This is a genomic window from Mycobacterium sp. Aquia_216, assembly GCF_026723865.1.
Classification (GTDB): Bacteria; Actinomycetota; Actinomycetes; order Mycobacteriales; family Mycobacteriaceae; genus Mycobacterium.
The window spans coordinates 664,838-689,117 of the sequence record NZ_CP113529.1 but is presented as its reverse complement, the minus strand read 5'-3'; the positions used below and the strand labels follow the sequence as shown (position 1 = coordinate 689,117).

27 protein-coding genes are annotated in these 24,280 nt (G+C 64.7%); 11 read left to right on the top strand and 16 right to left on the bottom strand.

The features are described from left to right. Positions 1-66: 66 nt before the first annotated feature. A complete protein-coding gene (locus OK015_RS03255; protein ID WP_268129218.1) occupies positions 67-1,101 on the bottom strand; it encodes an NAD-dependent epimerase/dehydratase family protein in 1,035 nt (344 codons plus the stop codon). Beyond that, the gene (locus OK015_RS03250; RefSeq protein WP_268129216.1) at positions 1,098-1,604 is read right to left on the bottom strand and encodes a nuclear transport factor 2 family protein; all 507 of its coding nucleotides are present in this window, start codon (positions 1,602-1,604) and stop codon (positions 1,098-1,100) included. The genes OK015_RS03255 and OK015_RS03250 overlap by 4 nt, the downstream gene beginning before the upstream one ends. 129 nt (positions 1,605-1,733) lie before the next feature. On the opposite strand from OK015_RS03250, the gene msrA reads away from it, so the two are divergent. Next, positions 1,734-2,249: a peptide-methionine (S)-S-oxide reductase MsrA gene (msrA, locus tag OK015_RS03245; RefSeq protein WP_268129215.1), complete on the top strand. Its 516-nt coding sequence runs from the start codon at positions 1,734-1,736 to the stop codon at positions 2,247-2,249. Between the two features lie 6 nt (positions 2,250-2,255). Here msrA and OK015_RS03240 read toward each other — a convergent pair whose 3' ends face one another. After that, the gene (locus OK015_RS03240) at positions 2,256-3,581 is read right to left on the bottom strand and encodes a cytochrome P450 (RefSeq protein ID WP_268129213.1); all 1,326 of its coding nucleotides are present in this window, start codon (positions 3,579-3,581) and stop codon (positions 2,256-2,258) included. A 130-nt stretch (positions 3,582-3,711) separates the two neighbouring features. On the opposite strand from OK015_RS03240, the gene OK015_RS03235 reads away from it, so the two are divergent. The 3 genes from OK015_RS03235 to OK015_RS03225 are packed head-to-tail and all read left to right on the top strand — an operon-like array spanning position 3,712 to position 5,650. Then, entirely contained in the window at positions 3,712-4,329 is a 618-nt protein-coding gene (locus OK015_RS03235) for a TetR/AcrR family transcriptional regulator (RefSeq protein ID WP_268129212.1), read from the top strand. A gap of 55 nt (positions 4,330-4,384) precedes the next feature. Then, positions 4,385-4,597, top strand: a complete 213-nt coding sequence (locus tag OK015_RS03230; RefSeq protein ID WP_268129210.1) for a TOBE domain-containing protein — start codon at positions 4,385-4,387, stop codon at positions 4,595-4,597. A gap of 9 nt (positions 4,598-4,606) precedes the next feature. Continuing rightward, positions 4,607-5,650: a zinc-binding dehydrogenase gene (locus tag OK015_RS03225; protein WP_268129208.1), complete on the top strand. Its 1,044-nt coding sequence runs from the start codon at positions 4,607-4,609 to the stop codon at positions 5,648-5,650. Here OK015_RS03225 and OK015_RS03220 read toward each other — a convergent pair. The 4 genes from OK015_RS03220 to OK015_RS03205 all read right to left on the bottom strand — a co-directional run bounded on the left by OK015_RS03220 (position 5,640) and on the right by OK015_RS03205 (position 9,164). Next, entirely contained in the window at positions 5,640-6,524 is an 885-nt protein-coding gene (locus OK015_RS03220; protein ID WP_268129207.1) for an alpha/beta fold hydrolase, read from the bottom strand. The two genes, OK015_RS03225 and OK015_RS03220, sit on opposite strands and share 11 nt — an antisense overlap. Before the next feature lie 57 nt (positions 6,525-6,581). After that, entirely contained in the window at positions 6,582-7,256 is a 675-nt protein-coding gene (locus OK015_RS03215; protein WP_268129205.1) for an IF2 family translation initiation factor, read from the bottom strand. A 27-nt stretch (positions 7,257-7,283) separates the two neighbouring features. Then, positions 7,284-7,841 carry a CsbD family protein gene (locus tag OK015_RS03210; protein ID WP_268129203.1) on the bottom strand — a complete coding sequence of 186 codons (558 nt, stop codon included), beginning with the start codon at positions 7,839-7,841 and terminating at the stop codon, positions 7,284-7,286. 159 nt (positions 7,842-8,000) lie between these two features. Beyond that, entirely contained in the window at positions 8,001-9,164 is a 1,164-nt protein-coding gene (locus OK015_RS03205) for a sulfotransferase family protein (RefSeq protein WP_268132401.1), read from the bottom strand. Positions 9,165-9,267: 103 nt separating this feature from the next. On the opposite strand from OK015_RS03205, the gene OK015_RS03200 reads away from it, so the two are divergent. After that, positions 9,268-9,843 (top strand): TetR/AcrR family transcriptional regulator, encoded by a 576-nt coding sequence (locus OK015_RS03200; RefSeq protein ID WP_268129201.1) that lies wholly within the window; start codon positions 9,268-9,270, stop codon positions 9,841-9,843. Further along, positions 9,840-10,943, top strand: coding sequence for a DUF1214 domain-containing protein (locus OK015_RS03195; protein WP_268129199.1), 1,104 nt, complete (start codon positions 9,840-9,842; stop codon positions 10,941-10,943). Before OK015_RS03200 ends, OK015_RS03195 begins: the two co-directional genes overlap by 4 nt. Positions 10,944-10,950: 7 nt before the next feature. Here OK015_RS03195 and OK015_RS03190 read toward each other — a convergent pair whose 3' ends face one another. The 4 genes from OK015_RS03190 to OK015_RS03175 all read right to left on the bottom strand — a co-directional run bounded on the left by OK015_RS03190 (position 10,951) and on the right by OK015_RS03175 (position 14,866). Then, positions 10,951-11,997 carry an LLM class flavin-dependent oxidoreductase gene (locus tag OK015_RS03190; RefSeq protein ID WP_268129197.1) on the bottom strand — a complete coding sequence of 349 codons (1,047 nt, stop codon included), beginning with the start codon at positions 11,995-11,997 and terminating at the stop codon, positions 10,951-10,953. Next, on the bottom strand, positions 11,997-12,521 hold the full coding sequence (locus OK015_RS03185; protein ID WP_268129195.1) for an SRPBCC family protein: 525 nt from the start codon (positions 12,519-12,521) through the stop codon (positions 11,997-11,999). The genes OK015_RS03190 and OK015_RS03185 overlap by 1 nt, the downstream gene beginning before the upstream one ends. 21 nt (positions 12,522-12,542) lie before the next feature. After that, complete coding sequence (locus tag OK015_RS03180) at positions 12,543-13,664, bottom strand: fatty acid desaturase family protein (RefSeq protein WP_268129193.1); 1,122 nt, start codon at positions 13,662-13,664, stop codon at positions 12,543-12,545. 95 nt (positions 13,665-13,759) lie between these two features. Then, positions 13,760-14,866 carry a ferredoxin reductase gene (locus OK015_RS03175; protein ID WP_268129192.1) on the bottom strand — a complete coding sequence of 369 codons (1,107 nt, stop codon included), beginning with the start codon at positions 14,864-14,866 and terminating at the stop codon, positions 13,760-13,762. A gap of 69 nt (positions 14,867-14,935) precedes the next feature. Between OK015_RS03175 and OK015_RS03170 the strand changes: the two genes are divergently transcribed. Continuing rightward, complete coding sequence (locus OK015_RS03170; protein WP_268129190.1) at positions 14,936-15,610, top strand: TetR family transcriptional regulator; 675 nt, start codon at positions 14,936-14,938, stop codon at positions 15,608-15,610. On the opposite strand, the gene OK015_RS03165 is transcribed toward OK015_RS03170, so the two are convergent. Continuing rightward, on the bottom strand, positions 15,607-16,215 hold the full coding sequence (locus OK015_RS03165; RefSeq protein WP_268129188.1) for a GNAT family N-acetyltransferase: 609 nt from the start codon (positions 16,213-16,215) through the stop codon (positions 15,607-15,609). The genes OK015_RS03170 and OK015_RS03165 overlap by 4 nt on opposite strands. A gap of 84 nt (positions 16,216-16,299) precedes the next feature. Between OK015_RS03165 and OK015_RS03160 the strand changes: the two genes are divergently transcribed. Further along, entirely contained in the window at positions 16,300-17,391 is a 1,092-nt protein-coding gene (locus OK015_RS03160) for a F420-dependent hydroxymycolic acid dehydrogenase (protein WP_268129187.1), read from the top strand. Positions 17,392-17,461: 70 nt separating this feature from the next. Then, positions 17,462-18,805: an acyl-CoA dehydrogenase family protein gene (locus OK015_RS03155; protein WP_268129186.1), complete on the top strand. Its 1,344-nt coding sequence runs from the start codon at positions 17,462-17,464 to the stop codon at positions 18,803-18,805. A 16-nt stretch (positions 18,806-18,821) separates the two neighbouring features. On the opposite strand, the gene OK015_RS03150 is transcribed toward OK015_RS03155, so the two are convergent. From OK015_RS03150 to OK015_RS03135, 4 genes are all read right to left on the bottom strand, one after another. Further along, the gene (locus tag OK015_RS03150) at positions 18,822-19,277 is read right to left on the bottom strand and encodes a MaoC family dehydratase (RefSeq protein ID WP_268129185.1); all 456 of its coding nucleotides are present in this window, start codon (positions 19,275-19,277) and stop codon (positions 18,822-18,824) included. Positions 19,278-19,363: 86 nt separating this feature from the next. Then, positions 19,364-19,765: a DUF302 domain-containing protein gene (locus tag OK015_RS03145; RefSeq protein ID WP_268129184.1), complete on the bottom strand. Its 402-nt coding sequence runs from the start codon at positions 19,763-19,765 to the stop codon at positions 19,364-19,366. Positions 19,766-19,817: 52 nt separating this feature from the next. Continuing rightward, the gene (locus OK015_RS03140; RefSeq protein WP_268129182.1) at positions 19,818-20,432 is read right to left on the bottom strand and encodes a mycothiol-dependent nitroreductase Rv2466c family protein; all 615 of its coding nucleotides are present in this window, start codon (positions 20,430-20,432) and stop codon (positions 19,818-19,820) included. Between the two features lie 30 nt (positions 20,433-20,462). Next, entirely contained in the window at positions 20,463-20,771 is a 309-nt protein-coding gene (locus tag OK015_RS03135; protein WP_268129180.1) for a metal-sensitive transcriptional regulator, read from the bottom strand. A 133-nt stretch (positions 20,772-20,904) separates the two neighbouring features. On the opposite strand from OK015_RS03135, the gene OK015_RS03130 reads away from it, so the two are divergent. Both OK015_RS03130 and OK015_RS03125 read left to right on the top strand, forming a co-directional pair. Further along, positions 20,905-21,336 carry an MmpS family transport accessory protein gene (locus OK015_RS03130; protein ID WP_268129178.1) on the top strand — a complete coding sequence of 144 codons (432 nt, stop codon included), beginning with the start codon at positions 20,905-20,907 and terminating at the stop codon, positions 21,334-21,336. Further along, positions 21,333-24,248 (top strand): MMPL/RND family transporter, encoded by a 2,916-nt coding sequence (locus tag OK015_RS03125; RefSeq protein ID WP_268129176.1) that lies wholly within the window; start codon positions 21,333-21,335, stop codon positions 24,246-24,248. Before OK015_RS03130 ends, OK015_RS03125 begins: the two co-directional genes overlap by 4 nt. Positions 24,249-24,280 lie beyond the last annotated feature (32 nt).

Sequence of the window (24,280 nt, the reverse complement as noted above, 5' to 3'; positions counted from 1 at the left end):
AGCGTCGCCAGCGTCGTCTGCGGCGGTCCGTTCAGATCCACGCGTATCCGGTCCATTCCGACCGAGCTAATCCGGTTGCGCGGCCGTTCGAGGGGTGCGCATCGCGGCCCAGAACCGGGCGGCCTCGCGGATCGATTCCTCGACCGGGCGTGGTTGCCAGCCCAGTTCCCGCCTCGCCTTGCTGCTGTCCACGGGTGCTTCGGCGCGCATCATCCGCACCGACGCGAGGCTGAGTTGGGCATCCGTGCCACTGAGCTTGGCCTTGAGGGTTCCCGCAGCGGCCAGGGCGTAGAGCATCGGGACTGAGATCGCGCGTTGCGGCGGCGGGACGCCGGCCTCGTCGGCCGCGATCCGGATCGAATCGTTCAACGCCATCATCTTTTCGGAGACCAGGTACCGCTCACCGACGCGGCCGTGCTCGGCGGCCAGGATCATGGCCCGGGCGGCATCGTCGACACCGACGACCTCGAGCTCAATGCCGTTCATCAGGAACGGCAGCTTGCCGAATACCGCACCGGCGATGAAGGCACCGTGCGGGGTGCCGCCCCAGTCGCCATCGCCGTACGTCGTGGACACGCACATCGCGACGGCAGGCAGCCCCGCGTCCGCGACGTAGCGCATGACCAGGTTTTCGGCTTGGACCCGGGATTGCACGTAGGGCGTCAGCCCGGCCGACGCGATCACATCGTCTTCGGTCGCCACGTGACCATGCCGTCGGCCGACCGTCGCGTAGGTGCTGGTGAAGATGAACTTGCGCAAGGGTTGATTGACGGCGACATCGAGAACGTTGCGCAGGCCCTCCACGTTGGTACGAAACAGCGGCGCCGTGTCACGCAGCCACGCGCGGGTGTCGACGACGCAGTAGTACACGTCGTCGACACCGTCCATCGCTGCGCGCACCGCATCGGTGTCGAAGACGTCGCCATGGAATCGGGTGAGCTCGAGGTCGTCGATGGAGCGGGTATTCGCGCCCTCGCGCACCATCGCCCGCACTTCATAGTTTTCTTGGTTTTCATGGGCACCCTCGGCGACGAGCTGGCGGGTCACATGCGAGCCCAGAAAACCGTTGGCGCCGATGACAAGTTTGGGTTTGGCGCTCACCGAGCGCCGCCGTACTGCTCCATGAACCGTGCGGCGTCCTCGTCAAGGGTGCCCAGTTCCTGCGCCTTGTGGCACCACTTCATCGAGGCCTGCACGAAGCGCAGCGGGTTATAGATGTCTTCCTGCTGACGCCACAGGCCGTCGCCGGCGTAGGTGATGATCGAGATGTTCGTCGCGCCGATGACGGTGCCGTCACCGGGATCCTTCATCGGATTGTCGAGTTCCATGATGACGCGCCCGGTGGGCTCGTCGATCACCGACCACAGCGACGGAAACGCGACCATGTGGCTGCCCGGAAAGCTCCCCATCGTCCGACCGATCCACTCGCGGACCTCGTCGCGGCCGTGCATGGTGCCGGCCGCGTGTTCGATGTACAACACGTCGGGCGTGTAGTGCTGGACCCAGGCGTCCCAGTCCTGCGATTGCGCCGCCGCATCGACGGTCGCTTCGAATTTCTCGAAGGCGGCGGCGAGTTCGCTACGGGAGAATTGCGGGCTGCTCACGCCAAAACTAGAACACGTTCTACCGCGCTTTGTCGAGAGCTTCGCCTCGCCGGTGCACCCCGGTCCGAAACATCAGCATAATCGGAAGGAGACTGCGACCATTCGGTCCGAGCGAAACGAGGCAATGACATGACCAACACGCAAAGGGCGATCCTCGCCGGCGGCTGCTTCTGGGGCGTGCAGGACCTGATCCGCAAGCAGCCGGGTGTGATCTCGAGCCGTGTCGGTTACAGCGGTGGTGACGTCCCCAACGCGACGTACCGCAACCACGGCACACACGCCGAGGCGGTCGAGATCGTCTACGACCCCACTGTCACGGACTACCGCGCCTTGCTCGAGTTCTTCTTCCAGATCCACGATCCGACCACCAAGGACCGGCAGGGCAACGACCGCGGCACCAGCTACCGATCGGCGATCTTCTACGTCGACGACGAGCAGAAGCAAATCGCGCTGGACACCATCGCCGACGTCGAGGCCTCGGGGCTATGGCCCGGCAAAGTCGTGACCGAAGTCAGTCCCGCCGGAGACTTCTGGGAGGCCGAGCCCGAGCACCAGGACTACCTGGAGCGCTTCCCCAGCGGGTACACGTGCCACTTCATCCGTCCCGGCTGGAAGCTGCCCCGGCGCGCGTCGGCCAGTCAATAGCGGGACTTAGCGCCGCCGCATCACAACCCGGCCGCCGTCCTTCGGGATGAACGCGACCCCGCGGCAGTGCCAGTGCTCGTCGGGGGCATCGGTCGTCTCAATGGTGAAGTGGCGCAGCACCGTTCGGAGCACCACATCCATCTCCATGTTGGCGAACGCCGCACCGACGCAGCGGCGCGTCCCGCCACCGAACGGAATCCAGGACAGCGCCGACGGTTTGGTGCCGATGAACCGCTGCGGGTCGAAGCGCGCGGGATCGGGGAACACGTCGGGGTTGTCGTGTAGCTGCGCGATGCCGACCAGCAGCGAATAACCGCGCGGAATCACCCACTCGCCGAGTTGATATGTCTCCGGGTAGATGTGACGACCGGCGAAATCGATGACGGTTCTTGCCCGTTGGACTTCCAGAATCGTCGCCTGGCGTAGCTCGTTGCCGCCACTGTCGGCCTCTTCGACGAGCGCCGCCAGCAGCTGCGGGTGCCGGCTGATCCGTTCGAAGGCCCACGCCAGCGTGGACGCGGTGGTTTCGTGGCCCGCGGCCAGCAGCGCGAGCAGCTCGTCACCAATGTCCTTGTGCGACATGGTAGATCCGTCTTCGTAGCTACTGCGCAGCAGCAGCGCGAGCACGTCGTTGCGGTCGGCGAAGTTCGGGTCCGCCCGCTCGGCGGCGATCAACTTCTCGATGACGTTGTCGTACTGATCTCGCCACACGTCCAGCCGGTACCACGGGCTGAACCGCCCATAGTTGCGCTTCGGCTTGGGTAGCGCCGCCAGACGCGAGCCGAGGGTGACCCATGGCGGGATGAGCCGGCGCAGCTCGTCGAGTTCGGCACCGTCGGCGCCGAATACCGCGCGCAGGATCGCGTTCAGCGTGATCCGCATCATCGCAGACAGCGTCGCGAACGTCGTGCCCTCCGGCCAGTCGGCGGTCTCGCGCAGCGTCTCTTCTTCGATGATGCTCTCGTAGTTCTTCATGCTCTTGCCGTGAAACGGCGGCGCCAATAGCCGTCGCCGGCGGCGGTGTTCGTCACCCTCCAGCGCGAAGACCGAACCGTATCCGAACAGCCTGCCCAGATTCGGCTGGATATTGCCGAGTTCGTCTGGGCTGCTGGTGAAGATCTGCTTCGCCAGCTGCGGGTCACTGACCGCGATGACGCGCCCCCACATCGGGAGCTTCAGCGCGAAGACGCTGCCATGGCGGCGCGACAGTCGCCGCATCATCGAGCGCCTGGACATCGCAAAGCCAAAGCCCTGCACTATCTTCGGGACTCGCACTGCCGGGGGTAACCGGACTGCGGAGACCGGCGATGCGACGGTGACTACTTCGCTCATGGCGTCATTGCTCCCTACATCTGCCCCCGCGCCAGGGGTTGGTACCGCGATGTACCACAGACCTTTCCGGGTACGGTACTCTGTAGTACCGAACCTGACAAGGGCGGATGAACCGAGAGGGCCGTCGACGATGCCATCAGCGACAACAGCGGTAGCCGCGGTTGACGTCGTGGCTGGGCAAGATCCTTTTCGGCTGCGGCTGCTCGACGGCCTGGCCACCTCGATAGGCGAGCGCGGCTACCGCGCCAGCACCGTCGCCGATGTGGTGCGCCACGCGCGCACGTCCAAGCGCACGTTTTACGACCAATTCGCCAGCAAGGAAGAGTGCTTCCTCGAATTACTGGCCGCGGACATCGAACAGCTCGGCGCGAGCATCGCCGCCGCCGTCGATCCCGACGACGACTGGCACCAGCAGATCCGTCAGGCCGTCGAGGCCTACGTCGCGTATATCGAAGCTCGACCGGCCATCACCTTGAGCTGGATTCGGGAGCTCCCCTCGCTGGGGGCGGTCGGGCGACCGGTCCAGCGCCGCGGAATACAGCTGCTGTCCGACCTACTGATCGACCTCAGCGCCAGCGCCGGGTTCCGGCGTGCCGACCTGCCGCCGTTGACCGCGCCGCTGGCGGTGATCCTGCTCGGCGGGCTCCGGGAATTGACCGCACTCGCCGTCGAAGACTCTCAGTCCGTCCGCGAGATCGTCGAGCCCGCCGTGGATGCGTGCATCGCGCTGCTCGGGCCGCGCTCCTAGCGCGATCGTGCGTCTAGGCTCGTCGAAGACCACCCCTACCCACGCAAGGACTGTGATGCGGCTATCCACCCGAAACCAGCTCAAAGGCGTCATCACCGCGGTCGACCTCGGCACCGTGATGGCCGTCGTCAAGATCAAGCTCGACGGTGGCGATCAGGTGGTCACGTCCTCGGTCACCAGGGACGCGGCGCTCGATCTCGGCCTGACGGTCGGTCAGCCGGCGACGGTGTTCATCAAATCCACCGAAGTCACCATCGGGGTCGAGTAGCGCCACGACATGACGTCGACCATGCGCGCCGAGCGCTTTTACGCTGATACCAAAACGGTTGTCCTGGAAGATGTTCCGATCCCTGAGCCGGGCCCGGGTGAAGTTTTGGTCAAGGTGGCGTTCTGCGGGATCTGCCATTCGGACCTAAGCCTGATCAACGGAACCTTCCCCGCTCAGGTGCCGGTGGTGACCCAGGGCCACGAAGCCTCGGGCACGATCGCGAAACTGGGTCCAGACGTGACGGACTGGGCCGAGGGCGATCGGGTGGTGGTCGCCGCCGGCCGGCCGTGCCAGGCCTGCGCGAACTGCCGCCGCGGCGACACGGCCAACTGCCTTCGGATTCAATTGATGGCCTTCGCCTACGACGGCGCCTGGGCCGAATACACCGTGGCCCAGGCGGCCGGGCTGACCCGGGTGCCGGACAACGTCTCGCTGGAGCAGGCCGCAATCCTGGCCGATGCGGTGTCGACCCCGTACGGGGCAGTGGTGCGAACGGGCAAGGTGGCGGTCGGCGAAGCGGTCGGCGTCTGGGGAGTCGGAGGCGTCGGGACCCACATCGTGCAGCTCGCGAGATTGATCGGTGCGGTACCGGTGATCGCCCTCGACATCAATCCGGCCGTTCTGCAACGTGCCGTCGAACTCGGCGCGGACTATGCCTTCGACTCACGCGACGACGACCTGAGCGACAAGATCGCCGAGGTCAACGGCGGACGCAAACTGGATGTGGCCTTCGACGCCGTCGGACTGAAGGTGACCTTCGAGCAGGCTCTGGCCTGTCTGCGACCCGGCGGCCGACTGGTGGGTGTCGGAATGAGCGTGGAGTCACCGAGCATCGGGCCCACGGCCATGTTCGCATTGGCCCACAAGCAGGTGCTCGGTCACCTCGGCTACCAGAACGTCGACATCGAGACCTTGGCGAAACTGGTTTCGCTTGGGCGCCTTGATCTTTCGCGTTCGATCAGTAAGGTCGTACCGCTCGAAGACGTCGGGTCAGGGATCGAGATGCTGGAGCACGCGGACGGCAGCCCGATCCGGATCTTGGTCAAGCCGTAAGGAACGTTCGCAGTCGATCAAGCACCAGCTCGGGTCGCTGCGCGACGATCCAGTGCCCGACGCCGTCGACCAGCTCCAACTCGAAATCGCTTATGCGGTCGGCGTATCCGTCCAATAGCCGCGGAGTGATCACCGGGTCGGCGGTGCCGCTGAGCCAGCGAACCGGCACGTCGACGCGAAGGTCGTCGTACTCCCCGCCCAGCCAGCTGCGCATCTCCGTGGTCTGGAAGCTGCGATACCACCGCGAACCGGCTTCCGCGTGTCCGGGCTGGCGCATGCATTCGCTGTACAGCCGGACGCTTTCGTCAGGCAGCGAGAAGCCGCCGCCGACCCACGAACCCAGTATTCGGAGAAACCGCGAGTTGGGGTCGCTGATCACCCGTGGCCCGATGACCGGCAGCAACATCGGAACCTGATACCAGAACCGCCAGAGGTCGCGAACCGTGGCGAGATCGAACTTCGCCCACGGCGCCACGGTGTTCAGCCCGAAAAAGCCGGACACCTTCTCGGGATGGCGCAGCATCAAGATGAATGCGGCGGGCCCGCCCCAGTCGTGGGCGACAAGTTTCACCCTGTCGATGCCCAAGTGGTCCAGCACGCCGGCGAGATCCTCGGCCAGCTCAGCCTTCAGGTACCGCGACCGGGGCGCCGAACTCCATCCGGCACCACGCAGGTCGGGGCACAACACGCGGTAGCCGTCGGCGGCCAGCGGACCGATCAGCTCGTGCCACTCCCACCAGTTCTCCGGGAAGCCGTGCACCAGCATGACGGCCGGTCCGTCGGGCGGGCCGGCGTCCGCGACATGGATGGTGACGCCGTCGCCGAGCTCTACGTACCGGTGTTCGACACCGTCCAACGCGGGCATTGTGACCATGCTTTGAAAAGTAGCCGTCTCTGCGCGCGCGCGACAGGCCGACCTTCGCGGGCCCGGTTAGTCGTTGGCGCGCTCCGCTTGGCGTTTCTCCTTTTCGGCGTGAGCCAGTTCCTCCAGCCGGTTCGCCTCGGCCCGCTTGCCGGCGGCCTCACTGCGCTTTTCCCGGGCGCCGTCGAGCTTTGATTCGGCAACCTTCGACGCGGCCTTCTCGGCGGCCCGAGTTCTCGTCTGAACGTGGCGTCTTGCCGATTCGGCCGCCTCTTTGCGATCGGCAGCAACCCGATCGGCTTGTCGCTTGGCCGCGGCGCTCTGCTCGTGGGCGGAATCGATTGCTTCACGCTTGCGGTCCTGTGCAGCTTCGCGCGCTTGCTTGATCTCTTGCTCGGTCGCGGCCTGGGCTTGCTGACGATCCTCGATTGCACTGTCACGCGCGGTTTTCAGCTTGTTGTCCGCTTGTTCTAGCCGCGCCGCCGCCTTCGCCTCGAGTGTTGCGGCCCGTCCCAGCGTTTCGGTGCGCTCGACGAGCGCCGCGCCGCGTTCGGCGAGCTTTGCGTCCCCGAGCGCATTGCCGACAGCAGCGTCAAGCGTGCCCAGCGACCGCTCATACATCAGTCGTGCCGGAGCTTCCGTCCCGATCCGCGTGATAACCCGATCCTCGATCAGCTGCAACGGGTACCGCGCAAGCTGGTATTGAAATCGCAAGACTGCGAACGGGACGTCGGATATTTTCATGTACCACTCCTGTGTCTGGTCGAACCGTTAAGGAAGATCGGCTTCATTTGTCAAGTCGGCGGCATCACGGCGAAGTCGCTCCGCTGCCAGTTGTTCCGTAGCGGCTACCTGTGCCGAACTTTGATGTTCGGCAGCGGCATCGGTGACTTCCTTTGCTGCATCCTGCATTTCATCGCGCTCCTCGGCTTTGGCCTGTTGCACCTGGCGCTGGGCGTCGATTTCGGCCTGAGCCTGTTTTGCCGCAGCGCTCTGCTGAGCGGCCTTGTCGGCGGCGCGCTTGCGGGCCGCCTGTTGGGCTTCGATCGAATCCTCGACGAGAGCTGCCTGTGCGTCGGCCATGAGGCGCTCATGGGTGCCTTCGACTTTCGTTTCCGCTTCTTCAGCCCGCGCCTGTCGGGCCTCAGACTCGGCTACGGCCTCAATCGCGTCAGCTTGCTTGCGCTGGTGCGCTTGGATCTGGTCGAGTTGCCCTTCAGCGGTCAGCGAATCGTTGCCGGTAAAGGCGCCGACGACCTCTTTTGCCTTGCCCTTCACCGAATCGATCAGGCCTTTACGCGCCTGGCCGGACTTGTCTTGCTCAGCCATAGAAAATCTCCTTCGGCCCGGAATGCGGGTTCATGGGTGCGAAATCCAGCGTTTCCACGGTCACGAGCGATATGACCCAGCCCCCGAAAATGGGTGGCCGCCGAGCCGTGGTGTTTTACCGGGTTCCCAATTGCCGCCGACCGAACCGGACGACTTGAGCTAGACCAGGAACCGCTCGACGTAGGGTGCGAACCGTTCGCGCACGGCGTCCTCCTGCAGCCCGAACATTTCAAACGATATTTCGACTCTTCCCAATCGGCCGCGCTGGTGGCCCGCCAGATAATCAGCGACTGCTTTACCCGCTTCGTCGGTGAACGGTTCGCCGGCCAAGGCGTAGACCCGCTCGGCAACGCCGAGTTCGTCGGCCATGAAGTCGTCGAAACGGATGTCGACCGAACGCTGCGGACCTATCGCATCGCGGTCGCGGACGAGTGCGGTGAGCATCCGATCCAGCCGGTCGATCCAGGATTTGGCGATCTGTTCCACCGGCACCGGCGAGCGGTGCATGCGCGCGGAGTAGGTGATCATGGCGATCATCGACAGTGCCACCGGCACCGGGTCCCGGTGGGTGAACACGACGATGCTGTCGGGGAACACTCGATCCAGCACCCGCACCTGCTCGAGATGCTGGGGTGACTTGAGCAGCCAGCGCTGGCCCCCGCGCAGGAACTGCATCGCCTTGAGTTGGGTGGCGAGATATTGATAGTGGGGTGTCTGGTCGTGCGCCCGGTAGTAGTCACGCCACCGCGGCACCTCGGCGAGCGTCTCGAACAGCATCGTCGAAATGTCGTTGGCCAAAAGCTGGATCTCTTCGTGCACGTGATCGGTGGTCATCTCGTGCATCAGCGGGAAATGCGGCATCACCATGTTGATCACGCCGACCGCGACGTCCATCCGCGTTCGGCGCGGATCCGGTTGGATGCCAACCTCATTCGAGAGCGGGAACGGCTCGTTGCTTTCCCAATACGGCATAGTGCGGAAGGTCGGCGGCGCGGCCAGCAGGTTATGCAGATGCGTGGTGCCGGTGCGGGGCAACCCGGCAATCACCACCGGGGAGCGCAGTTCGATGTCGTTGACTTCGGGATGCCGACGCAATAGGTCGCTCAGCAGCAGCCGGTTCTTGAGCAGCTGCAACAGTTGCCCGTAGAAGTTCACCACCCCGGCGTCGTGCAGCCCGTCTATCTCGCGCAGCGCCGCGAGATAGACGTCGAGCCGCTCCCGGTAGGTGTCCGGCCCGAAATCGTGTAGGCCGGTGTCGGCGCTGGCCTGCGCGTGCAGCGCGTCGGCATCCAACGGGCACTGGGGAGCCATCATGGCCATCATGTCGAGGATCTGCTGACCCTCGGCGCTGAATTGGGGCAGGGGCAGGTCTTCGAGACGAACTGAGTGAATGGTCACGGCGACTTATGTTACTCTGAGTTTCGTAATGGTAGTGGATTTTGGCCGACCCCGTGACCCCCGCATCGACGGCGCGGTGCTCCGCGCCACCGTCGAACTGCTCGCGGAGACGGGTTATCCCGGGCTGTTGGTCTCCGCGATCGCCGAACGCGCCGGCACCAGCAAGCCCTCGATCTACCGCCGGTGGCCGAGCAAGGCGCACCTGGTGCACGAGGCGGTTTTCCCGATCGGCGCGGCGACGGCGATCCCCGATACCGGATCGCTGTCCGAAGATCTGCGCGAGATGGTCCGTCGCTCAATGGATTTCCTGACGACACCGGCCGCACGCGCTGCATTGCCCGGGCTGGTCGGCGAGATGGCAGCCGACCCGACCCTGCATTCCAAACTGTTGGAGCGGTTCGCCGGCATTATCGGCGGCGGTCTCGCCGAGTGCCTGGCGCGGGCCGCGACCAGGGGCGAGGTCTCCCCCGACGTCACCGCCACCGAACTCACCGAGGCCATCGCCGGCATCACGCTGATCGGCCTGCTCACCCGCCCGGACGAACTCGATGACACCTGGGTCGACCGCACCACCACGTTGCTCCTGAAAGGAATCAGCGCATGACGCACGAATCGACGACCGCGTGGAAAGAGCTGCTCGCCACCGTCGGCGACCTCGACGCCTCCTTCCTGGAAGGCGACCGCGCGGTCACCGACGACCGCCACATTGCCGATGGCTACCGCATGCTGGCCACCACGCTCGGCGTGGCCTTTGACACCTACCTGTTCGCCGAGCCCGGTCGACCCCAGTTCGTCGCGGTCAACACGCCGTTTCGTCGCGATCGCCGGTGGGGCGGCGACAACACCGATGCGTACTACTTCATCTGTCCGGTCGATGCGCAACGTCGCTACCGCATCAGCGGCAACAGGGGCGACAGCGTGTACTTCTCGGTGACCGCGTACAACGAGCCCTCGCCGGGCGCGTGGTCGGACCGCATCGTCGCGATCGTCCGCGACACCGATCTCGACATCGACGCCGACGGCAACTTCTCCTTCGAATTTCCCGCGACACCCGATGCGGCCGTGCTGATGACCCGCGACTATCAAGCAAACCCGCTGACCGGGCGCCCGATTGCCTGGAACATCGAGGCGCTCGAGGACCCCGATCCGATCCGGCATGGCGACGCCGAGACCGCGGCCAGCCTGCGGGCCGCCGCGGCGTGGCTGCGCATGATGTTTGCCATCGTCCCGTTGGCGGTGGGATCGCGGGTCGATGATGAGCACGGGCTCGGGCATGAAACTGCCCACGCCGCAAATCAATTCGCCGATCCCTATCAAGTTCCCGACGCCAACTTCGGCTGGTCGGCGCGCGACGCGTGCTACTCGTACGGCAGTTTCGTGCTCGACGACGACGAGGCGCTGGTCATCACGCACCGGCCGCCGTCGTGCCGGTTCTGGAACCTGGTGGTGTGGAACCAGTTCATGGCCAGCTACGGCGCCAAGGACGCCCGTTCGTCGCTGAACAATCACAGCGCCGTACCCAACAGCGACGGCTCCGTCACGGTCGTCTTGTCCCGCGAGCTAACCGGGCACCCGAATTCACTGACGACGCTCGGCTATCCGCGCGGCAACCTCGCGTTCCGCTGGTTCCTCACCGACGCGGTGCCGCAGCGCGCTCAGGTCGAGCTGGTCAAGGTTTCGGACGCGCCGACCGCGGTGAGCTAAGCCGCCGCTACGTTTCGCGGACCAGCTCGATCGCCCGGCCCAGCGTCGCCAGCTTGGCATCGATGTTGTCGCCGGCCGGATAGAGCCGCACGGTGTTGACACCGGCGTCGCGCCATACCGCCAGCCGTGCGCGCACCATCTGCTCGGTCCCGATCAGCGTGGTGCCCAGCACCATGTCGTCGGTCACCAGCTGCGCGGCGCCGTCGCGGTCACCTGCCTGCCAGAGCTCGCGCACCGCGGCGGCGACGTCGGCCCAGCCCTGCCGGCTGTAGGCCTGGTTGTAGAAGTTCGTGCTCGACGACCCCATGCCGCCGAGGCTGAAGGCGAGCTCCTTTTTGCGATTGGCGACCACGGCGCTCAGTTCGTCCTCGTCGGCCGCGAACGCGACCTCGGCGCCCTGACAGATGTCGAGGTCCGCGCGGGTGCGGCCGGCGGCCGCGAGACCGGCGTCGAGGTGGGCGAAGTACGCCTCGCCGGCCCCCTCGGGAACGAAGCTGGTGCCCAGCCAGCCGTCGGCGACCTGTCCGGTCAGCCGCAGCATCGCCGGTGACAGCGTGGCCAGGTAGATCGGAATGGCATGCTCGGGCGCGTTCGACACCCTCATCGGCACTGCCTCGCCGGGACGAGGGATCTCAAATTCCTTGCCGGAGTAGGAGATCTTGCCTCCGCCGAACACCTGCCGCACGATGTCGACGGTTTCGGCGATGCGGGCCAGCGGGCGGCGGAACGAAACGCCGTGCAGGCCCTCGATCACCTGGGGACCAGAGGCGCCCAGGCCCAGCAAGAATCGCCCATTCGACAGGTTGGACAGCGTGATCGCGGTCTGTGCGACCAGCACCGGCGATCGAGTGCCGACCTGCAGGATGCCGGAGCCGAGCAGCATCTTCTCGGTACGCGCCGCGAGGTAGCCCAGCGCCGATGGTGCATCCGCGCCCCACGCCTCGGCGACCCAACAGACATCCAGACCCAGCTTTTCCGCCTCGACGGCCAGCGTCACCACCTTGGCGGCTTCGTCGCTGCCGCCGGACAGCTCGACCGTCGTCGCGGTGCGCATCAGCGCACTCCGTGTTCGGCCAGCCTCTTGATGGCCGCTAGGGTCTTGCTGATCGCCGTCTCGAACTCGCGCATCCGCACGAATACGATCTTTTCTTCTTTGTCCGGCATCGAGTCGATCGCCACCGACAACCCCGAGCGTCCCGGCCCCATCTGCATCCAATAGCTCAGGGCGGTGCCGCCGTCCCGGGGTGTCAGCCGGAACCGCCAGATCGACGAGGGGTAATCGGTATCGCCGACTGCCCAGGCGAATTCCCGCTGCTGGTCGTAGGCGACGATGTGCGAGGTGGTGCTCCACTCCCCGAACGCGTCGTGCTGGCTGTACCCGACGAAGCGGGCACCCACCTTGGGCCGATCGGCACCGGAGGCCCACTCCACGGATTGCAACTCGTTGCTGAACGTGGGCATCAGCTTGATGTCCGAGATCAGGTTCCAGACGCGGGCCGGATCGGCGTCAATCCACGTCGTCGCTTCCACCGTCGGTTTGTCCGCGTAACGTGCACCGGTCCATTCCACGCAACCCATTGTCCCCCACCCGGGGCGGACTCAGGCCGCGACGGGTTCCCGGTCGGCCGGCTTGCCGGCCGTGATCTTCGGCAGCAACGAGGACAGTTTGCCCGGGTCCGGGAAGGTCAGCTTGACGATCTTGCGCACCACGGTGCCGAACTGCTGCGGGAGCGGGCCCTTGTTGTAGGGGATCCCGTAGCGCTCGCAAATCTCCTGCACCTCGTCCGCGATGTCCGAATAGCGTCGGGCCGGCATGTCCGGGAACAGGTGGTGCTCGATCTGGTGCGACAGGTTGCCGGACAGCAGATGGAAGATCCTGCCCCCGGTGAGATTGGCCGAACCCAGCACCTGGCGGAAGTACCACTGGCCGCGGGACTCGTCCTTGGTTTCCTCGATGGTGAATTCCTGGGTGCCGTCCGGGAAGTGACCGCAGAAGATGATCATGTACGACCACACGTTGCGCATCAGGTTGGCCGTCATGTTGCCCGTGAAGACGAACGGCGCGAACGGGCCGGCCAGCAGCGGGAAGGCGACGTAGTCCTTGAGCGTCTGGCGCTTCGTCTTCTTCCAGATCGCCTTCAGCGTGTCCAGTTTTTCCCACACCCGGATCTCACCGGAGCGGATCTTCTCGGTCTCCAGTTCGTGCAGCGCGACGCCGTATTGGAACAGCACCATCAGCAGGAACGCGTACAGCGGGTTGCCGATGAAGTACGGGCTCCACTTCTGGTCTTCGCTCATCCGGATGATGCCGTAGCCGATGTCGCGGTCCATCCCGACGATGTTGGTGTGGGTGTGGTGCATGTAGTTGTGCGAGTGCCGCCATTGGTCGGCCGGGCAGGCGGTGTCCCATTCGAAGGAGCGCCCGGAGATGTTCGGGTCGCGCATCCAGTCGTACTGGCCGTGCATGATGTTGTGGCCGATCTCCATGTTGTCCAGGATTTTCGCGACGCCCAGCATCGCGGTGCCCAGTAGCCAGGCCGGCGGCAGGTACAGCAGAACGCGTCCGCCGACTTCCAGCGCCCGCTGGGCCTTGATGACGCGGCGGATGTAGTCGGCGTCTACTTCGCCGAGGTCTGCCATCACGCGATCTCTGATGGCGTCGAGTTCACGGCCGAACGTGTCGGCCTGCTCGGGGGTAAGGGCGGTCTTGTCGTGTGACATGGCTCCTCCTCCTAAAGATTGGTGGGACTGTGTTGTTGGGCTTGTGTCGGTGGCGAAGACCCGTGCGCCCGGCTGCGCCGAGCTTGCGATCGCCGCTAAAGCGCGAGGTCGACGTCCCCGACGGGGACGGATACGCAGATCTGGATGTCTTCGTCCGGGGCGGTGGAGACCGCGCCGGTGGTCAGGCTGCGCACGGTGCCGGAAACCTTCCGACGCGTGCACGTGTGACAGATGCCCATCCGGCATCCGCTCTCCGGGGTCAGCCCGGCGGATTCGGCCTGCTCGAGCAGCGAGCGGCCGTCGTCGACGACGTCAACGTCGCTGTCAGCGAACGTTATTCGGCCACCCGACGGGTTCGCCGGCGCCGTGATCACCGGTGGCACGAAGCTCTCCGTGTACACGTTGTCACAGTGCTCGCCGACGGATTCGACCAAAGCGGTTGGGCCGCACACGAATACCGCGTCCGGCGAGGGCATTGCCGCATTGAGGTGCTCGACACCGAAGCGTCCGACGAGGTCGCCCGAACCCGAACGGGTGAACCCGTGTAGCACCCGCACACCGGGCATCGCGCTCAGCTCGTCGCGGTAACAGGCCTCCGCGGGCGTGCGGGCGTAGTGGACGAACGCGATTTCCGCCCCCTGGTTTTGCAAATGGCCCTCGGCGACCAGGGTGCGCACCATCGCCATGACGGGCGTGATGCCGCTGCCGCCGGAGACCAGCAGGATCCGCCGGGGACGTTGCGCCGGCAGGACGAAGTCGCCGCCGACACCGGTCAGCCCGACCACCATGCCGCTGCGGGCCTGCTCGTACAGGTGGTTCGAGACCAGGCCGTCCTCGTGGTGGCCGATGGTCAGCTCGAGGGTCAAGGCGCCTTCGGCATTGGCCGGTGAATAGCAGCGGGTGTGCCGGCGGCCGTCGATGTCGAGCGCGAGGTTGACGTACTGACCGGCCTTGACGGCATGGGTGGACGTGAAGCTCCCGTTCGGAGCGAGGGTGAGGGTGACGCTGCGCGGCGTGGTACGGCGCACGTCGACGACCTTGGCGCGGGCTTCGCCCTGTGTCCAGGTGGGATCTACCAGCTCGGTGTAGCGGTCCACGCCGTGCGGGCCGGTGAGCAGGTCAACCAGATCGGAACCGAGGATTCGGTCCCGGAAAGTCTTAGCGAAGCTGCGACGCGAGGTCTGACTTCTTTCAGTGAACATATGTACACCGTCCTCTCCGACGCCGCAGCTAGTCAAGGGTTTGTGCAGCTCTGTGGTAGGCTTCACATAGTGAACGGTCGTACTCCTAGCTCACGGCCGCACCGGTCTAGTCGCGAGCGCTCACGGGAAAGTCCGTCGCGCGAAGAGCGCAAGGAAGCGACCCGGCGCGCCATCATCGCTGCGGCACTCAAGCTGCTGCAGGATCGCAGTTTTTCTGCCCTGAGCCTGCGCGAGGTGACCCGCGAGGTCGGGATCGTGCCCGCGGCGTTCTATCGGCACTTCGAGTCGATGGAGGCCCTCGGTCTGGTGCTCATCGACGAGTCGTTTCGCAGCTTGCGCGACACTCTGCGCGATGCGCGCGCCGGCAAGCTCGACCCGAACCGGGTGATCGAGTCGTCCGTCGAAATCCTGATCGCCAGCGTTGCCGATCGGCGCGAGCACTGGCGTCTGATCGCCCGCGAGCGCAACAGCGGGCTGAGCGTGTTGCGCTACGCGATCCGCACCGAGATCCGGCTGATCACCTCCGAGCTCGCCACCGACCTGGCGCGCTTCCCGGGGCTCAACGCCTGGAGCACCGAGGATCTCAACGTGCTGGCGACCCTGTTCGTCAACTCGATGATCGTGATCGCCGAGGCGATCGAAGACGCCCAGTCCGCCGAAGCGCTGGAAGACATCCGGCGTATCGCCGTCAAGCAGCTGCGCATGATCGCGATCGGTATCGCCGGCTGGCGCAGCAACCCTTAACGCGGATCCCGCCACATCGCCCATAGCGGTGGGCCGCCGTTGGGCAGCGCGATCTCCTGGGTGACCGTGAAGCCGAAGCGCAAGTAGTAAGGCACATTTTCGGGCTTACTCGACTCGAGATACGCCGGAGCATGCTCGGCGTCGCAGCGGTCCAGCCGCGACCGCATCAACACCTGACCGTAGCCCTGGCCGCGGACCGACGGGTCACTGCCGATCGCGGCCAGATACCAGTGCGGCTCCTCGGGATGCTCGCGCTTCATCGTCTCCTGGATGCCCCGCGCCATCCCGGTCCGCAGCCCGAACACCCGCAGGAAGGCCGGCGTCATCGCGAACTGGGCCCAGCGCGATTCCTGCCATTGATTCGGCGGATCCCACAGGGCAGCCGCACCGATGCCGGATTCGTCGTGGGCCACCTCGACCCCGCCGAGAGGCAGATGATGGTGCCGGGTCATGGCGGCGAACATCCGGGTCAGATTCGTGGTCCGCGTCATGCTGTCGGGAAATATCCAGGCCATCACCGGGTCGTCGAAAAAGGCCCGGGTCAAAGTCGCCGATAGCTCGTGCACGTCGGCTTTGCGTGCCGGACGTGCCCGGGGAGGAGCCATGCCGCCCAGGCTAGTGGGTGCCCCGCGGAATGAACACGGAAATTCCCCGGGCGTGACGGTGCGGGCCGTGGGTACCCTGGCCCGATGACCGGACTCTCGCGACGGACATTCGGGCGCATCGCGACAGGGGCGGGCGTGCTCGGCGCCGGCGGATTGGCCGGCGCTTGCGCCGGCGACCACCGCGGCACCCCCGCCGCTACCCCGCTTCCGGTAGCAAAGGGTGTGGGAATCACCTTGTCGCACGAACAATTTCGCACCGATCAGCTGGTGGCGCAGGCTCAGGCAGCCGAAAAGGCCGGCTTTCAATATGTCTGGGCCAGCGACCACATCCAGCCGTGGCAGGACAACGAGGGCCACTCGATGTTCCCGTGGCTGACCCTGGCCCTGGTGGGCAACAGCACCAGCCGAATCTCCTTCGGCACCGGGGTCACCTGTCCGACCTACCGTTATCACCCTGCGACGGTGGCGCAGGCGTTTGCCTCGCTGGCGATCCTGAGCCCGGGCCGGGTATTTCTGGGGTTAGGCACCGGCGAGCGACTCAACGAACAGGCCACCACCAACACATTCGGCAAATACGCGGAACGCCACGACCGGTTGATCGAGGCGATTGAGCTTATCCGTCAGCTGTGGGGCGGTCAGCGAATATCTTTCGCGGGCAAGTATTTTCAGACCAACTCGCTGAAGCTCTATGACACGCCGCCGACACCGCCACCCATCTACGTCGCCGCCAGTGGTCCCAAAAGCGCAAGGCTGGCAGGACAATACGGGGACGGATGGATCACCCAATCCCGCGATCTCACGAACCCCAAACTGCTGGCCGCGCTCAGTGCCGGCGCCCACGCCGCGGGGCGTGATCCCGCGAGTCTGGGCAAGCGGGCCGAGCTCTTCGCCGTCGTCGGCGACAGCGAGGAGGCCGCCCGCACGGCGGCCCTGTGGCGCTTTACCGCCGGGGCCGTCGATCAACCCAATCCCGTCGAGATTCAGCGCGCCGCCGAGTCGAACCCGATCGAGAAGGTGGTCGCCAATTGGACGGTCGGCACTGATGCCGCCACACACATCACCGCCGTGCAATGGGTTATCGACGGCGGCGCCGTCCCGTTTTTGCATTTCCCGCAGGGCGACCCCATCGCGGCCATCAACTTCTACCGCGACTACGTCCTACCCAAGCTGCACTAAACAGTCTCCGCTCCGCTACCCGTCGCGGGCCGCGCATACGATGACATAACTCCTTCAGGGTTTATCTAAGATGCCGGCGCGACGATGCGCCGGGGAACGGTTGGCCACGGTGTGGGACTTCGAAACGGACCCGGAATACCAGGCGAAGCTGGACTGGGTGGAAAAATTCATGGTCGAGGAGCTGGAACCGCTCGATCTGGTCGCCCTCGATCCCTACGACAAGCAGAACGCCGAGATGATGGCCATCCTGCGGCCGCTGCAGCAGCAGGTGAAGGACCAAGGTCTATGGGCCGCGCATCTGGGGCCCGAACTCGGCGGCCAAGGCTACGGCCAGGTCAAGCTCGCGCTGCTCAACGAGATCCTCGGGCGTTCCCGCTGGGCCCCGTCGGTGTTCGGCTGCCAGGCGCCCGACTCCGGAAATGCCGAGATACTCGCGCTGTTCGGTACCGACGAGCAGAAGGCCCGCTATCTGCAGCCGCTGCTCGACGGCGAGATCACCTCGTGCTACTCGATGACCGAACCGCAGGGCGGCTCCGATCCCGGCATGTTCGTGACGTCGGCGACCCAGGACGGTGCTGGAAATGGGGACTGGGTCATCAACGGGGAGAAGTGGTTTTCCAGCAACGCCAAGCACGCATCGTTCTTCATCGTGATGGCGGTGACCAAACCCGACGCCCGCACGTACGACAAGATGTCGCTGTTCATCGTCCCGGGCGAGACCCCGGGCATCGAGATCATCCGCAACGTCGCGGTCGGAGGCGAGTCGGGCAAGCACGGCTCGCACGGCTACGTGCGTTACAACGACGTCCGCGTGCCCGCCGATCACGTGCTAGGCGGTGAAGGCTCGGCCTTCATGATCGCGCAGACCCGCCTCGGCGGCGGCCGCATCCATCACGCCATGCGCACAATTGCGCTGGCGCGCAAGGCTTTCGACATGATGTGCGAGCGGGCGGTGTCACGCCAGACCCGGCACGGCAAACTGGCCGACTTCCAGATGACCCAGGAGAAGATCGCCGACAGCTGGATTCAGATCGAGCAGTTCCGGCTGCTGGTGCTGCGCACCGCGTGGCTGATCGACAAGCATCACGACTACCAGAAGGTGCGCCGCGATATCGCGGCCGTGAAAGTCGCGATGCCCCAGGTGCTGCACGACGTCGCGCAGCGCGCCCTGCACTTGCACGGCGCGTTAGGGGTTTCCGACGAGATGCCGTTCGTCAAGATGCTTGTCGCCGCCGAGTCGCTGGGCATCGCCGACGGCGCCACCGAACTGCACAAGATGACGGTGGCCCGCCGCACGCTGCGCGAATACCAGCCTGTGACAACGCCCTTCCCGTCGGCGCACATACCCACCCGGCGGGCCGAAGCCCAAGCCCGGCTAGCGGAACGACTGGAGCACTCGGTCGCCGAGTTCTAACCGCCGAGCAGATGCATCAGGAAATGTAGCGGATGATGCTCTCGGCGACACAGGCCGGTTTCGGCGATCCGTCCACCTCGATGGTCGTCGACATCGTCCCCTGCACGGTGCCGTTGCCCAGGTCCTCGACGCCGACCAGCGACGTCGTCGCACGTACCTTGGAGCCCACCGGTACCGGCGACGGGAAGCGAACCTTGTTCAGCCCGTAGTTGATTGCCAGCTTGATGCCCTTGACGGTGTACATGTCGTGTTGCAGCCGAGGCAGCAACGACAGAGTCATGAAGCCATGAGCGATGGTCTTGCCGAATGGACCGTCCTTCGCCCGTTCCGGGTCGACGTGGATCCATTGGTGGTCGCCGGTCGCGTCGGCGAAAAGGTTGACCTCTTCCTGAGTGATGGTCACCCAGTCGCTTTGCCCGATCGTCTCGCCCGTGGCGGCGGCCAAGTCGGAGACTGACTCGAAGGTACGCATGCTTTCTCCTCTGCTCGCGGGTAAGCATAGAACTCGTGAGGCTGCTGCCGATTGCCGATACCCCTGTCCCGGCGCGCGGCAAAGAGTTACCCCAGTGCGCCGATCGCCGCCTGTAGTTTGGCGGCGGCCTGGTCCGCGACGTCCTGCAAAGCCCCCGACTCGCCTGTCACTTTGACCATGAGTTGGGGATCCATCGCCTCGACCAAAACGGCATCGCCTTCGCGAGCGGGGTCGGACCGCACCACCACGTTGCACGGCAGTAACTGGCCGATCTGGCGGTGGATGCCCAGCGCGCGATGCGCCAGCGCCGGGTTGCAGGCACCCAGGATGATGTAGTTCTCCATATCCTCCCCGAGCTTCTGCTGCAGCGTGGCTTTCACGTCGATTGTGGTCAGTACGCCGAAACCCTGTGCGGCCAGCGCCTTTGTCGTCCGGTCCACCGCGTCCTCGAACGAGGTGTGCAGCGTGGTCCTCAATCCTGACGTCATTTGTTCCTCCTCTTTTCGGCCTTGAACTACCAAAAGTTCGCCGCGCTCCGGGCTAGGCCGCGGTGCGTGGTCGTTGCAGCTGAGTGAACTGCGCAGTCGCGACCAGAGTGGCCACCGCGTCGAACAATGCGACCGTGGTCTGCGCATCGGGCAGTGCAGTCAGGACCGGCCCGAAAAATGCGCGTCCGCCGATGCGCAGAATCGGACTGCCGCCGACCTCCCCGAGCGCGTCTTGTCCTCCCTGGTGCCCGTCCCGTACAGCTTCGTCCAGCGATGAATCGGAGACAATCGCAGGGGTTATGTCGCGCACGGCCGCCGCGTTCAAGACGTGCGCGACGAGGGAGTCGGTGATGGGTTCGGAGTGGTCGAAATATCGCTCACCAAAGGCGAAGTACGCGGCGATCCATCCGGCATCGTTCTGTTCGCGGGCGATGGCCACCATCAACCTGCCAACCTGTCGTGAGTCGCGCATCCGGGCCTGCTGGGCGGGCGGCAGTTCGCGTCCTTCATTGAGAACCGCCAGATTCATCAGTTGCCAATCGACAGCCAACCCGAGGTTCGCGGCGGCGGCGCGTAGCCAACGTGCGGTATTCCACGAGAAGGGACACACCGGGTCCAGCCACAGTGTCACCTTCGGTTTAGCTCGGTCACTTTGAACCGCTGACATTTGCTGCTTCCTTCCGTCGCAGCCGGGCGATCACGCCAGGCTTAGGAATAGCTTCTCCAGTTCATCGATCGACAGGGGTGGCTGATCCCCTGACCGCGTGATGCAGTCACGCAGGCCGGAGGCGATGATTTTGAAACCCGCGCGATCCAGCGCCTTTGACACCGCAGCCAGCTGGGTGACGACGTCCTTACAGCTGCGTCCCTGCTCGATCATCGAGATGACTCCCCCGAGCTGACCGTGCGCCCGGCGCAACCGAGTGAGGACAACTTCGATGTCGCCGGCGTCATGCCTTGCGACATCCGCTGCGCGCGGTCCGCTCTTGCCATCTTCGATTGCCATGGCTCCTTTATACCATACCCGGTAGGGTATATGCTGACGGACAGCGCTCGACCCGCACCGCATTTGGAATGCGTCGACGCGGGCAGATCATCGCTTGTCCATAAGGACGAGCACCGGCGAAGGGAATCTCGAGGTGTTGACGTTCGTGAAACGTACGTGGGTGCCGCTCGTCGTCGTGGTGGCGATTACCCTCGGAGGCCAAGCCGTCATGCGGCTGCGGGGCGTGTTCGGCTCCGACGAGATCTTTTCCGCAACCGGCGCGGCCGCCGAGCCGCTCGAAGCTTCGCACGTGAAGCGGGTCACTTACGAGGTCTACGGGGCCGCAGACTCGGCAGGAAGCGTGAGCTACCTGGATAAGAATGACCAGCCGGTACAGGCGAACTTTACCGGCCTGCCCTGGACCCTTTCGGTCGCAACGACAGTGCCGGCCGTGATCGCCAGCGTTGTAGCGCAGGGCAATAGCGACAACATCGGGTGCCGTATCACCGTCAACGGCCAGGTGACGAACGAACACGTTTCAATCGGGCGCCACGCCCAAACTTCCTGTCTGGTGAAAGCCGCATGAACGCTGACAACGCCTCCCAAGGCGAGATCCGCCCGAGATTCCCACGATTCGTCCGCAGGTTGGCGGTGCCGATCCTGGTGGCGTGGCTGCTGCTGACCGTCGCCCTCAATGTGCTTGTGCCGCCGATCGAATCAGTCGCGCGGACCCACGCGGTGACGATGTCGCCACAAGACGCGCCGGCAATGATCGCCGCCAAACACATCGGCAAGACTTTTCACGAGTCGGACTCCGACAGCATCGCGATGATCGTCCTCGAGAGCGATCACCCGCTCGGAGATGAGGCGCACCGCTACTTCGACGGCCTCGTGCGAAGATTAAACACCGACTCCAAACACGTGCAGCATGTGCAGAACCTCTGGGGGGACGCGTTAACCGCCGCCGGCGTCCAGAGCCGAGACGGTAAAGCTGCTTACGTCCAACTCAATTTGGCCGGAGACCAGGGCAGCACCCAGGGAAACAAGTCCGTCAAAGCGGTCCGGGAGATCGTTGACGGGTCCGGACCGCCCAACGGCCTGAGGGTATACGTCACGGGCGCCGCGCCCCTGACCACAGACATGAACGAAGCCGCCGACAAGAGCATGTTCAAGATGATGGGCGTGACAGGGGTGGTCATCATGATCATGCTGTTCATCGCCTACCGTTCCATCAGCACGGTGCTTCTAGTTCTCGTCATGGTCGGCTTCGAAATGGGAACGGCCCGAGGACTGGTGGCGCTCCTCGGGAACAACGGTTTGTTGGGATTTTCCACATTCGTCGTTGCCATGTTGTCGTCCTTGGCGATCGCGGCAGGAACCGATTACGCGATCTTTCTCATCGGTCGGTACCAGGAGGCGCGCCTAGCCGGTCAGGATCGAGAGACCGCCTATTACAAGATGTTTCGCGGGACATTCCATATCATTCTGGGCTCGGGGCTGACCATCGCCGGGGCCACCTTCTGCCTCCACTTGGCACGACTGTCGTACTTCAAGGCGCTGGGCATTCCGTCCGCATTGGGGCTGCTCGTTGTCGTGGCCGGTGCGCTCACCGCCGCGCCGGCCGTGGTCACCGTAGCCAGCCGATTCGGCCTACTCGACGCGAAACGGGCTGTCAAAGTCCGGCGATGGCGGCGCATCGGCACCGCTGCGGTGCGTTGGCCCGGTCCGGTGTTCGCGGTCTCACTAGCCATCGCCATCGTCGGCATCCTCATCATGCCGAGCATGAAGATCAGCTACAACGATCGCTTCTACGTACCGAGCAACCTACCGTCGAATGTCGGATATGCCGCTGCGGAGCGGCATTTCAGCGCCGCGACAATGAATCCCGATATCCTGATGATCGAGAGCGATCACGACATGCGCAATAGCGGTGACATGATCATCCTCGACAGGGTCGCCAAAGATGTCTTCCGAGCGCCGGGAATCGCCATGGTGCAAAGCATCACGCGTCCATTGGGCGGGCCGATCGAGCACACGTCCATACCGTTCCAGATCAGCGCTCAATCGATCCCGATCCAGCAGAACCTCCAATTCATGAAGGACCGGACGGCCGACATGCTCAAGATGAGCGACGACCTTGGCGCCATGATCGGCTCGATGCAGCGAATGCAGGGCCTGCTAGGACAAATGAGCGGCGCGACCCGTCACATGGTCGGCGATATGCACGCCATGCAGGCCACGCTGGACGGGATGCGAGACCATCTAGCGGATTTCGATGACTTCGCCAGGCCGCTCCGCGGCTATCTATATTGGGAGCCACACTGTTTCAACATCCCGGTGTGCTGGGCCTCCAGGTCGGTATTCGAGGCGATCGACGGTGTGGACAAATTCAGCGAGAACATGAGCACGCTGATCAGCGACCTGAACAATGTCGATGCCACATTGCCTCAGATGCTCGCTGAGTTCCCGCCGATCATCGCCATCGCCCAGTCGATGCAGGACACCCTGCTAACGATGCACAGCAGCTTCTCGGGTCTGGTCGCGCAAATGGCACAGATGACAGACACGGCGGGCGCGATGGGCCAGGCCTTCGACGCCTCCAGAAGCGGGGACTACTTCTACCTTCCTCCGGAAGCGTTCCAAAATGCGGACTTTCAGCGGGGTTTGAAGCTATTCCTTTCACCGGACGGCAAGGCTGCGCGCTTTGTCATCATTCACGACACGGATCCTGCGACTCCGGCAGGCATCTCCGCGGTCAAGCCGGAACTGGCGGCTGCGCAGCAAGCCGTGAAGGGCACGGCCCTGACCGACGCCAAGTTCTACCTCGCCGGCACTGCGGCGATATACCGCGACATCCAGGCAGGATCTCAATACGACCTGCTCATCGTCGGAATCGCCGCTCTGACACTCATTTTCGCCGTTATGGTGCTCATCACCCGGGCGTTGGTGGCGTCCCTGGTGATCGTCGGTACGGTTCTACTCTCACTCGGCGCCGCCTTCGGGCTGTCGGTGCTGGTGTGGCAACATATCTTGGGCTTGGACCTGAACTGGATCGCACCGGTGTTCGGGTTGATCATTCTGCTGGCTGTCGGTTCCGACTACAACTTGTTGCTGGTGTCACGGTTTCAGGAGGAGTTCGGCGCCGGGCTGAAAACCGGCATCATCCGTTCGATAGGGGAGACGGGTGGTGTCGTGACGGTTGCGGGGCTCGTTTTCGCCTTCACCATGATGTCCATGGCCGCCAGCGATCTCCGCTCGATCGGTCAGGCCGGCACCACAATTGGACTCGGCCTGCTCTTCGACACTCTCGTCGTGCGCTCCTTGATGACACCGTCGATCGCAGCGCTGCTCGGGCGCTGGTTCTGGTGGCCGATCCGCGTGCGCCCGCGGCCGGCCGGCCAACTGCTCCGGCCATCCGGACCGCGTCGACTCGTTCGTTCGCCTCTTCCCGGTGAGGGTGTCTCGACGCCAGCCACCAAGCTCCAGACAGCGGGATGAAGGCCGGCGGCCGACAGACCACGAAGAACGCC